This window comes from Succinimonas sp. (assembly GCF_045225735.1).
Lineage (GTDB): Bacteria > Pseudomonadota > Gammaproteobacteria > Enterobacterales > Succinivibrionaceae > Succinimonas.
Map to the genome: position 1 here is coordinate 1 of NZ_JBGVBR010000444.1, position 12,161 is coordinate 12,161.

Below are 12,161 nucleotides of genomic sequence, written 5' to 3' on the forward strand. Positions count from 1 at the left end.
CGGGCGCAGACCTTATCGCCGGCCTGGCGAATAACGTAATGCCCCGGAAACGCATTCTGACTCTGGCCGCCGCCGTCCTTTTTATAACCGGGACTCCGGCCGGCACTGTCCCGGCTGCCGCAGACGATGCCGCTGTCCCTGACAATGCCATGCCCGAGACAGCCAACCCCGGCACCGCTGTACCCGCTGACTTAAACAGCGCAGCCGCTCCTGAAGCCGGGGCCGGTGATAAAGCCGCTCCCTCAAAGGCAAAGAAAGGCGGCATTCGGCTCTCCGCTGATGCCGGGGACTTTGTGCTCCTGAGCGAGGCGGTGCCGGATGCCATTCTGGAAATCAGATACTATTCCACCTACAATTTCGTGGGTGCCAGAGTGGACGGCTATGAGGAACCGGTGGCGCTCCTGACAAAGGAGGCCGCCGCCGCTCTTAAAAAGGTCAGCGATGATCTGGTAACCCAAGGCTATCGTCTCAAAATCTTCGATGCCTACAGACCGCAGATGGCGGTGGATCATTTTGTGAGATGGGCGCACGACAAGGATGACGCGGCCATGAAGCCGTATTTTTATCCCGAGCTTCCGAAGGATTCGCTGTTTTCTCAGGGCTATATTGCCAGACATTCCGGACACAGCCGGGGCAGCACCGTTGACCTTACTCTTTTCGATATGAAAACCGAAAAGGAGGCGGACATGGGCGGCGCCTTTGACTATTTCGGCAAGCTCAGCCATTCGGACTACACGCATATCAAAAAATCTCAGTATGACAACCGCATGATTCTCCGGAATGCCATGATGAAGCGCGGGTTTAAGCCCATTTCCAGGGAGTGGTGGCATTTCACCCTGAAGGATGAACCGTACCCCGATACCTACTTCACCTTCCCGGTGGCGGTTAAATCGGTTAACGCCGGAGCCTGCGCCGGAAAATAATCCCGGCCGGGCGGACAGGGGGGGGATATTTCTCCGCCTCCGGCGCCGCATTCGGTTATTGTTTTCCGATCCTGTCCTTTTTCTGCCGCCGGCCCTTTATCGCTCCCTTTGCCGCGCTGTTTCCAGCCCTGACCTTCAGGGCAAATTTTCAAGCGGATTCAATAAAAAACATCTCGCTCCGGGGGTTTTCTTGACTATTAAGAAAAGGGCTTCCTATAATCCTTTGATGCGGGATTTTAAAGATTTTTATGCCCGGCCTCTTTTAACCGGCAAAGGCGGGACTGTGCGGGGGAGCTTCCATGGATACGAACAGTGTCAATTTCCTCAGAAGATTTGAGAAGGACAAATATCTCAGCGTCGGAGATCACGGGTACAACGTCAGGGGGATGGAAGCCCGTCTTCTGAAGGGAATCGGCGAGATCCTCCTTAAAAACGAGCCCGAGTCCGTTAAGCTGCATTTCAGTCAGCTTTTTGCCGCGCAGCAGGAGGATGCGGCCAATTCCTGCATCACCGTCTTCATTCCCGATGCCGTTACCGACATCAAATCCGTGATGGCCATGTCCGCGCTCCCCGCTGACAAGCAGGAGGAGGTCAAGAGACAGATTGCCTATGATTTTGCCTACCTGTCCTCCAAAGCGCGGGTAATCCTCGAGAAGAGAAACCCCAAGCCGGATCTTCGGCGTTTCTGCTGCTTCTTTTATAATCCGGAATTTGCCGGCGGGCTGGGCGCCTTTCTGCATCTCCCGGATTCTGATGACAATATCTTTATCGTTAACGGCAACATCCCGGTAGCGGCCTTGTACGGCTACCGGCTTAATCCCTTTCGGAGCATCGGCGGAGTTATTCCTCCCGGAGAACAGCCGGATGCGGAAGCCGCTGAACAAGACGCCGATCAGGACTGGAGATACCATCACCCTCTGGAGCAGTTTGTCACCGGAAATGATGACGAAGCCTATAAGTCCTGCGGCTATGACTGGAGCGACCGGGTTACTCCGGAGGATCTGGTAAAGCCCCGGGATACCGCCGACGCTGCCGCCGGCTCTGACGACAAGGCTGCTTCGGACACTGCCATCCCCGATGCCGCAGATCCGGAGCCCGCAAAGGAGGCGGCCCCGGAGGAGGCGGATTTTGCGAAATATGATCCGGGGGCTAACGGGTTACAGGAAGAGACTCCCCCTGAGAATGACGCGGACAAGAATCCCCCGCCGGAGGATACCGTGGTCTTTAACGATACCTTTAATGACACTCTTAACAGCGCCTCCGATACAGAAACAGCCGAGAAGAGCGACACCGGACTCCCGCCCTTTGTGAAATGGCTGGTTATCGTGGTGCTTATCGCTCTCGCCATTATTATCCTGATTGCGCTCCTGTGGCTGTTTATGAATCCCGGGAAGCCCTTGTCAGCCATGCTCCCCTGGCATCGCGAGATCCCGGTGGTGACGGAGACCAGAGGCTCCGGAGACACGGAGATCCCGGTCATTTCCGGCGGCGGGAACGAGGATGGCGTTATTGTTGACACCGGTGAGGTCGTTTCCGGCAAGGTGATATCCGGAGAGGTTACGGGCTCCGGAGAGGGCGCGAGCTCCGGATCTGCCGGATCTCCTGACGGGGATCCGGGTTCCCCGGACTCTCCGGCCTCCGGAACCGCAGCACCGGAAACAGATCCTTTCTCTTCCGATCCCGGGAGCGATCCCGCCCTCTACAATGCGGAGTTTGACAGTACCGGCAGCGGCGCGGGAGAGGGGGATAACGGCTCCCTCGCCCCCAATATCGGAAGTGACGGTGACCTTCTGAAGCCGGAATCCGGCAGCTCCTCAGATTTCAATGAGACTGCTTCCGGCAGCGAGACCTCTGGAACGGAAAGCGGTTCCGGATCTCCGGAAGGGCAGTCCGCCGCTGCCATGCCGCCCGACGGCGGAGCTTACCTTAAGATCTCCTACCGGGATCTGGGGGCGGAGCCAAACGGCGACAGAAGAGTGGGCTATACCGTTACCGACGAAAAGAACAGCGTCCGCTGCTCCCTCCGGGGCAAATTGTCCAAATGGGAGCAGGGCCGGGTGTTCTTCATTGACAAGAACGCCCGCATCGGAAATGGCTGCGATCCCGCGGACTTCCCCCGGGAAATGATCTGCCACGATTCCGACGGTCAGTTCTGCCGGGTGGTGCCCCAGGAGGGAGCCCGCAAGGGTTATATTCAGTACGTTAAGTTGTCAGAGGAAAAGCCATGATACCTGATTCCCCCAAGTTTGCTGAAAACGACAAGCTGGTTTTATTCCAGAATACCGGTGTGCAGTTTCTGGATCTGGACATCGATCTTTCTGACAGCGATGCCCGGGATGCTCTGGAGACCTTCCAGCTGTCCCCGGAGATGCACCTTCTGAGATCCCCCCGGGAGCTTAACGAGGATGACAGCATTCTCTCCAAGGATCGCGGCCGTATCAGGGATCTGGTCACCGGAGCTTCGCTGCCGCAGGGAAATTTTGAGAAAATACATCTGGATGAGGTTTTCGGGATCTTTGAAGAAAAGTGGGTGCCGCTCCCTTACTTTATGGATAAATCCTGCGCTCCTCTGAACTGGTGCCGGGGCTATCTTAAAAAGCGGGAGGAGCATAAGTACCGTCTGGTGCTGGCCTTTGACACCGCCACGAGCTCCGGAGATCAGTCCGGCCGCGGTTCCGAGAAGCACTACCTCAGCGATTCTGCCGTGGCCAGCGGACTTTCCTACAGCCTCTGCTCCCGCTTTGACCGGCTCTTCGGCTTCCTGGACGAGGGCTTTCTGAAATCTCTCCTAATCGGCTACTGGAAGGATTATATGAAAAGGGCCGAACGCTCTCCCGCCAAAATCGAAACCGGCCTGACCTCCGGCATCTGGCGGGGCTGCTATCAGGCCCTGATTTACACCCTTCTGGATAAATCCGTCACCGGAAGCCCCCAGATGAACGGCCGCCGCTTTACCGGCTGCCCCGCTGTGCTGGTGAAGCCCTTTAAGAGGTTCGGGGATGCCGCCATTGATGTCACCATGGTGCTGGATATCGGAAACTCCCGGGTCTGCGGTCTCCTCCTGGAGGGCCGGGAAAGCCTTAAAAGCTCCCGCTCGGTGGAGCTCCGGGATCTGTCCCGGCCGGAGCATGTTTACCGGAATGCGTTTTCCAGCAACGTGGAATTCGCCTCCCCGTCCTTTACCCTGAAAATGGCCGAGCTCGGGTATACGAATTTTCAGTGGCATTCCCTGGTGCGCGCCGGGGACGAGGCCCTGCATCTTTCCTGGATGCTGTCGGGAAACGAATCCCGTTCGGGCATGTCCAGCCCCAAGAGATACCTCTGGGACGAGGAACGGGCCCGCTTTGCCTGGCAGTGCAATCCCCATACGGATTCCTCGGGAAAGCCCAGCCTTTTGGATTCCCGCATCGCCAATCTGGTAAACGGAGCCGGAGTGCCCCTGTTCCGGGAGCCGGATTCCTATGCCGCCATGGATGCCAGCTTCAGCAGAAGCTCTCTTATGATGCTGCTTCTTATGGAGATAATTGCCCAGGCCGAGCAGCAGATAAACAGCATCTCCTTCCGCTGGAACGGCCAGCAGCGGGATACCCCCAGAGTGCTCCGCAATATTATTCTCACGGTGCCCCCGGGGATGCCCCTGGAGGAGGTGGGGATTTTTCGGAAGCATCTTACGGATGCCGTGGCGGTGTACTGGCGGGCCATGAAGTGGGATCTTACCCCGGCCCATGAGAAGCCGGACTTTTCCTCCCAGGCGGTATGGCCTCCTTATCCCGGCTGCGAAATCAAGTGGGACGAGGCCTTCTGCAGCCAGGCGGTCTTCCTGTACAAGGAGGTCACCAGCAAGTATTCCGGACACTGGGAGGACTTCTGGCGGGTTAACAGCCTGGAGGCCGTGCGGAATCCGGATTCCCCGGATCGCCGCATCACCATTGCCACCGTGGATATCGGCGGCGGCACCACGGACTTTGTTATCAATGATTACCGTTACGGACAGGGGGGCGGCATCATTCCCGAGCAGCGCTTCCATGAGAGCTTCAAGGTGGCCGGAGACGACTTGCTTCTGGATATTATTCAGACCTATGTCATCCCCTCGATTCGCAGCTATCTCGTTAAAAGACTGGGGTTTTCCGAAAGCTTTGCGGATGACTACATCGCGGAACGTCTGGGTTCGGAGCCGCATGACAATTCCGTGCAGCACTCCACCAGCAGAAAGCAGCTGACATTGCAGGTACTTTATCCCATTGCGGTGGCCATTATTAACTCCTATCAGAACTACGGCGCCGAGAATTACCGGGATCTGGACGGCCGCACCTTTGCCCAGATCCTGAAGGAGTCCGGCCGGGATCTCGCCTCTGACCGCACCTTTGCCCGGGTGGAGGCGTTCTTTTCCGACGAGCTCCGGCTTAAGAAGGACTCCCGGAGCATCTCCATTCTGGACGTGGTACTGAACATGGACATTCATCTCCTCCATGAACGCCTGGCCACCTGTCAGAGCCGCTACGATATCTGCAGCAAGGCCATTTCCTTCATTGCCGAGGTGATAAACCAGTACCGCTGTGACATCGTGCTCCTGTCGGGCCGGCCCTCCACGCTCCCCGGCATTATTTCCGCCTTCCGCAACAAGGTGGATCTGGCCCCGTCCCGCATTCTTCAGATGTCCTCCGTGCGGGTGGGGGACTGGTATCCCTTTGCCAGCGGCGGCCGGATCCGGGATCCCAAGACCGCTGTGGCGGTGGGGGCCATGATCGCCTACCTGTGCGAGATCTCCCAGATCGAGAACTTTTATCTCAAGGTGGGATCCTGCAAGCTGCGCTCCAATATTCACTACATCGGAGCTCTGGATGCCTCCGGAAGGATACTGAATACCTCCCTGTTCTATTCCGGGGTCAATCTGGAGGAGAACAGCTCCTATAAGTTTGAGGGCTCCTTCCGGGTGAGCGGCCGCATGACCATCGGCAGCCGTCCGGTGAGAATCGAGCGCTGGCCGGCCACGCCGCTTTACAAGCTGACCCTGAGCGAGGATCTTTCCCGCAGCATTGCCAGCATTAACGAATCCTATATCGAGCTCTGTCTGGATCGGGCCGAAAGCGAGAGCGAGGATGCAGGACGCTGGGAGCAGGATCGGCTGGTGCTGAAGGATGTTTCCCGGGTGCGGGGCGTGAGCGGCGGCAACCGGGACAGCATTGAGGTCATTACCGAAGGGGAGAACGCCAATGTGTTCCTGAAGCTCTGCACCCTCCCGGACAGCAAGCTGGGGGAGAATGACTACTGGCTGGATAATGGCGTGGTGTGCCGGAGATAGCAGGAGAAGGAAGGATTATGAGCAGCGAAGAATTAGCAGACCTGTCCCGTCTCTGGGAAAGAACCGAGAAGAATTCCCAGAGTGCCATTAAGTGGATCAACGATGCCGCCAGGGTGAGTCCGGCGGTGGCCTCCGGGCAGAACCGCCATCTGGCTTCCCTTTATGATGCCATCTATCAGGCCTCGGTGATGCGGCGCACCGCCCGCAACAAGCCGGGGATCGGTCTTTTCGGGGAGTCTCAGGCCGGCAAGTCCTATCTGGTATCGGCCATGGCCTCCAATGACGAGCACCGGCTGATTACCAGACTGGGCCGGGAGACCTATGACTTTGTCCAGAAAATCAATCCTCAGGGCAGCGGCAAGGAATCCACCGGTCTTGTTACCCGCTTTACCATGTACGGCGAACGGGACGAGGATGCGGATCCCGATTATCCGGTGCGGCTGACCTTTCTGGCGGAGTGCGAGATCGTAAAGATTCTGGTTAATTCCTACTATTCGGATTTTCCGGATACGGCCACCGGCATCGGCGATATCCGGCAGCTTTCCCGGCAGGCGCTGGAGGATCTGGGCCGCATCCCCGCGGATAAGACCGCGCGCCGCATTCCCGAAAACGAAATTACCTCCCTTGAGAAGTATATCGAAGCCCGCCACGGCGTTCTTAACACATCTCTGGGCGAAGCATTCTGGACGCTGGGCCGGGAACGGATCGTTTACCTCAATACGGCGGAACGGGCCCGGTACTATTCCGTGCTCTGGGGCGGCAATAACCGCTTCCGGGAGCTCTTTCTCCGGCTGGCCGGCACTCTGGAACACCTGGATCATCTGGAAACCGTCATGGCTCCCATAAGGGCGGTGGTGGTAGCCCGGGATTCCATCTCCCTTATCAACGTGGATGCCCTGAAGAAGCTGGAGTCTCCGGATGACAGCGAGGTGTTTGTGAAGACCATGAGCGGGGTGAAGCAGATCCGCCTGAGCGAGCTGGCTGCTCTTACGGCGGAGATCCGGATTCCCGTGGAGAATCCGAAATTCGACATTATCAAGAACAATGACGTCCTGGACTTTCCGGGGTACCGGGGCCGGCTGGATCGGGATCTCTCGGCTCTGGACAACCCGGCGGAACGGGAAATCATGTCGGATGCCTTCCTCCGGGGCAAGGTGGCCTATCTTTTTGAGAAATACACCGAGAACTATGACCTTAACGCCCTGATCCTGTGCACCGCCGCCGACAGTCAGATCAATTCCCCCAGAATCGAGGACGTGATCTCCCGCTGGATCCGCCAGACCCAGGGGGGCGATCCCCAGACCCGGGCCCGGCATAACTGCGGACTTTTCTGGGCGCTCACCAAGTTTGACAAAAGAATTGCCGAGGATCTGGACAAGGAGAACCGGGTCTACGGCCGCGGCGGTCTTCTGCAGCAGACCGTGCTGGAAAAGTTCGGCCAGTGCGAATGGCTGAAAAACTGGGACGGCTCCGAGGATGCCCCAAGGCCCTTCAGCAATATCTTTCTGGTGCGGAAGCCCGGCCTGGACTGTTCCTTCATCGACAAGGCGGACAGCCGGGAGCGGGGGATCCGGGAGGGCTATCAGGAGCGTCTGGATCTCATGAAGCAGGAGCTCTGCCGGGACAGTGACATCAGAACCTATGTCAGAAACCCCGAGGCCGCCTGGGATGCGGTGCTGAAGGTGAATGACGGCGGTCTGGACAATCTCGTGAAAAGCATTCAGGCCATTGATATCCGCGCCATTAAGAAGGATGCGGTGCAGAATGCCCTCTCTCTTCTGCTCCGGGAGCGGCTGATCCCGCTTTTCCAGCAGTGGAATGCCGTAAACTCCTCTCAGGATGAACGGCAGGCGGCCAAGAAAAAGGCCTTTGCCGGGATCTTCTACGCCGAGGTCAGAAAGAGAAAGGATCTTCTCTCCTGTCAGTTCGGGGATTTTGTGAACGTGTTCAACATGCCCCTCTCCGAAATCAAAAACGCCTGGGATGAGGTGCTGAACGAAATTCGCTTCCGCCCGGAGGAGGAGCAATCCTTGCCGGAGTCCGCCTCCGGCGCCGCCGGAGCTCCGGCTCCGGAGCCGGAGGAGATTCCCGATTTTGATGATCTCGATTTTGATATTCTGGGGGAACCCTCTGAGCCTCAGGACAGCAAAGCCGCGCCGGATCCGGATAATGCCGGAAAGACCGCCGGAGCTGGTTCTCTCCGGCTTCGGGACAGCGAAAAGCTTTATAACAAATGGGTGGACTGGATGCAGGGCCTTGCCGCATCCCGGAGCTGGAATCGCCGCATGCTGCCTCTGAGCCCGGAGTTTGTGGCGACCACGGCGCAGGAGATCGTGAATTTTGCGGGACGGACGGATCTCCGCAAGGTGCTTATTGAGCAGGTGGATCGCCTGAGCAGCATGGACAGCGGCAACCGGGACACCGGGGCCAAGGTGCCGGAGGTGGTGAATCTCATTCTTTCGGACTTTATCTACACCCTTAACGGCACGGCTGTTCAGGAAAAGCCGGCCGTGGATACCGTGGCGGATCTGGACAGCTGTCTCAGCGATGAACCGGACAAAAACCGGAAATCCCCGCTGGCGGTCTGGGCTCAGGCCATGTCCCGGGTGTTTGTGGAAAACGCCGGCTATCAGTCTCGGTTCGGGTTTTCAGAAAAGCTTGAGGATGCCCTGAAGAACCTGGTAAACGAATACCGGAATATCGAGAGCAATATCAGTCATGGCTGAAAAGAAGCGCTGCCGTCTGGGGCCGTGCTCGCATGACGGAACCTTTCAGGCGGAGTTTCACGGGATCTCTCCCGCGGGGATCAGCTTTTCTCTTATGAACCTGGACGGCTCCTCCTATGTCGCTCCCGGCGGCAGCGTAACAGCGGGCTCGGAGTTTCGCTGGCAGGCGCATTGCGACTATCCCGGGATGCCCCTGGAGGGAACCTATATCCTGGAGCTGTCCCGGGAGATGGTTTCTCTGGCAGCCTGCAGTCATAAAAGCTTCCGGTTCGCCCTCTATGACGAGTCCGGCGATCTTCTGGCCATTCAGAAGGTGTCGTCCTCCGGTCTTGATGTGAACCGGGCGGAGGATTATCCCGATCCGGATCGGGCCCAGGCCTTTATTTACGGCCGGGACGGGCCGGCAAAGCCTCATCGGGAATCACCGGCGGATATTCCCCGGCCTCAGGAGGAAACGGAGTCTCCGGAAATAACAGCAGAGGCTAAAACGGACTCCGGGGAGAAAACCGAGTCAGAAGAGAACAAGGAGTCAAAGGAGAACAGGAAGACTGCGAACAGCGTCCCTCCGGCTCTGGATAATTCTGCGCCCCGGGAGGCGGAAAAGCCTCCCGTCTCCCGGCCGCCGGCGCCGGAGGAGCCCTATGAACGAACCTTAAGAACCGGGGGCTACAAGGAACCCTCGGCTCTTTCCTTTATCAGCTTTTTTGATCTGGCTATCCTGGCGATTGTGCTTTTCCTGGTGGCCCTGGTTATATATTCGGTTATCTGATTCGTTATGCGGAAATATTTGGAAATGTCTGGCGCCTGCCTGCCAAAGTTTATCTCCTGTTTAAGCGCCGGCTTAATTTCCGGCCTGATCTCTGTTTTTCCGGTTCTGGCGGCGGAGCCGGAGAGCGCCGCTCCGGAAACGGGAACGGCCGGAGACGGTATTCTGTGGGCTCTCTTTCCGTCAGGGGACAACCTGCTTTCCGTATGCATCTGCTGGGGCATTGTGGCCATCGGTATAGTTCTTCTGGGCTGGCTTTGGTACCACAGTCATCAGGTGGCCAAAAAAATTTCGTTCATTAAGAAATCCCTGCAGGAAGCCTCCGGCGGGGATGAGTCTCTCTATAACCGCTGCGAGGTAACCGATAAATTTCTGAATGCCCTGGACGGGAATGATAATCTTAGGCATGCGGGCCGGATTTTTGGCAACATGCTGACCCGTTATCCGGTAAAAGGCTCCTGGCATTACTGTAACCGCGGTCAGGCCCGGGAGGTGTTTAACGAATTAACCCTCGGCTACGAAATGTTTCATAGGAAGCCTTTTGTCCCCGGACTTCTTACCGGCATTGGCGTTCTGGGTACATTTGTGGGACTTCTTTACGGTCTTAATGATTCCGGGGTCAGCGATTGGATCACCGGGGCCGGCGGAGAGCTTCCCGAGGAGGAGATCAAGCTCCGGCTGGGCGCTCTCCTTTCGGGAGCGGGAATGGCCTTTATTACTTCGGTGTGGGGCATTGCCGCCAGCATTGCTTCCAGTGTTGTTATCAGATGGGCGCAAAGCAGATGCCGGAAGCGAATCCGGGAGCTTTGCAAGATGATCGATCTTAATTTCCCGCCCAATATTGCCTCGGAGACGGCTCTTTCCAGCATCAGCGACGTTATTGAGGACACCTCGGTGCAGGGGGCGGTGCGCGCCATGTCCCGGGAGATTGTCACCGCTCTTGACGGCATGTCGGAGCGTATGACCACGGAGCTTTCCCAGAAGATCACCATGTATATCCGGGACATGGATAACCGCACCACCGACGTGATCCTGAAAACCCTGGACAAGCTGGAGGATCGCCTTAACCGGGCCATTTCTCTCCAGACGGAAACCGTGAAGACCGCCGGGGAGGAGTTTGTGAATTCCGCCCGCACGGCCACCGGCATCATCACGGCCCAGTATGAAAAGATCGGCAGCAGTCTGGATAATTACCACCGGGATATTGCGGCTAACGTGGCTGAGTGGCAGCAAACCTCGGAGACCTTCGGCGGCTTCTGTCAGGAGCTTAACGGCAGCCTCCGGGATTCCATGGCCGCCATCAGGAGCGACCGGGAGGCTCTGGAGCAGATGACTGCCGCTCTCAATGCCGCGGTGAAGCAGCTCGGTGAAAATGAGATCAGCGTGCGGCAGGGGCTTAATGCGGTTTCGGATCTTACCCGGAGTTTTGATGAAAGGATAAACGCTCTCAGAAGAGCCACCGAAGCTCTGGAAAAGGGCATTCAGGAGCTTAAGGGCTTTGAACCCCGCATCAGCGAGTCTCTGGACGGAATGCTGGCCAAGAATGCCGGTTTTGTGAAGCAGTGGTCCGAGGCCTACAACAGAACCATTCTCACCGGGGTTAAGGAGCTCAGCAATGCCATCAGCAGCATGCGGGAGGGCTGATCCCCGGATCTATGAAAGAGACCTTTAATTTTGATGTTTTTATGCGGGATCTCTCCGGCCAGTGGAGCGAATTCAACCGGAGCATGCATAAGATCACCTTTTCTCAGACGGCTCCGGTAGAGGATGCGGAAATCGCCGGCATGTACGACGAGGCCACGGATAACTGCCGTTATGATGCCGGCCCCCGGGACTTCAATTACCGGGACTTTATCAGGAAGTCTCTGGGCGGTCTTGCAGCGCCCGTTTCCGGCGGCGGGAAATCTTCGTCCCAGGGCCGTTCCCGAACCGGAGATCCCGGCCGGGAGTTCGGCGGTATGTTTGTGAACGATCCCGAAACCGCCCGGGATCGCAATCAGCGCTACGGCTTTCTGGCTCGGGTGGATTTCAAAAAGAAGGCTGTTTCCTTTCTCCGCCGGGAGGCTCGCGGCATTATTAAAAGATATGAGGAAGGCACCCTGGAGGAACGGCCGGTCTCCCGGGCTCAGAAGGAACGAGCCGCTCTTCTGGCCCGGCTTTTTCTTAAGCTCTGCAATCTTGCCGAGGTGCGTAACGAGGTCTGGAAGGAGCCCTTTGTGAGATACCTGTTCGGGGAAGCCGCGGCAAGGACGCTGGGATCCCCGGAGATCAGCCTGCGCCGGGAAGGGCGGGAGGTCAGGATCCGCTCCTTTGAGGACGCCCGGGATTTTGCCGGCCGCCTGTTTGATCCGGCGGTAACAGGCCTCGAGGTGTTTAATGTCCGGGAGATCTGCTCCGGCTTTATGGAATGTCTGCTCCTTCAGTCTCTGGGGGAGCTCCTCCGG

General features: G+C 57.6%; 7 protein-coding genes. All 7 read left to right on the plus strand.

Translation table 11 applies throughout. From position 1 onward, the window contains the following. The coding region (locus ACJROR_RS15375; RefSeq protein ID WP_406547860.1) for a M15 family metallopeptidase at window positions 1–923 on the plus strand (923 nt) is incomplete at its 5' end. A gap of 299 nt (window positions 924–1,222) precedes the next feature. Beyond that, complete coding sequence (locus ACJROR_RS15380; protein ID WP_406547861.1) at window positions 1,223–3,151, plus strand: hypothetical protein; 1,929 nt, start codon at window positions 1,223–1,225, stop codon at window positions 3,149–3,151. After that, window positions 3,148–6,225 carry a virulence factor SrfB gene (locus ACJROR_RS15385; RefSeq protein WP_406547862.1) on the plus strand — a complete coding sequence of 1,026 codons (3,078 nt, stop codon included), beginning with the start codon at window positions 3,148–3,150 and terminating at the stop codon, window positions 6,223–6,225. The genes ACJROR_RS15380 and ACJROR_RS15385 overlap by 4 nt, the downstream gene beginning before the upstream one ends. Window positions 6,226–6,242: 17 nt before the next feature. Then, the gene (locus tag ACJROR_RS15390) at window positions 6,243–8,951 is read left to right on the plus strand and encodes a virulence factor SrfC family protein (protein ID WP_406547863.1); all 2,709 of its coding nucleotides are present in this window, start codon (window positions 6,243–6,245) and stop codon (window positions 8,949–8,951) included. After that, on the plus strand, window positions 8,944–9,720 hold the full coding sequence (locus tag ACJROR_RS15395) for a hypothetical protein (RefSeq protein WP_406547864.1): 777 nt from the start codon (window positions 8,944–8,946) through the stop codon (window positions 9,718–9,720). Before ACJROR_RS15390 ends, ACJROR_RS15395 begins: the two co-directional genes overlap by 8 nt. A gap of 24 nt (window positions 9,721–9,744) precedes the next feature. Continuing rightward, complete coding sequence (locus tag ACJROR_RS15400; RefSeq protein ID WP_406547865.1) at window positions 9,745–11,361, plus strand: hypothetical protein; 1,617 nt, start codon at window positions 9,745–9,747, stop codon at window positions 11,359–11,361. Window positions 11,362–11,372: 11 nt separating this feature from the next. Then, window positions 11,373–12,161 (plus strand): hypothetical protein (locus ACJROR_RS15405; RefSeq protein ID WP_406547866.1); only part of this gene is annotated, 789 nt, incomplete at its 3' end.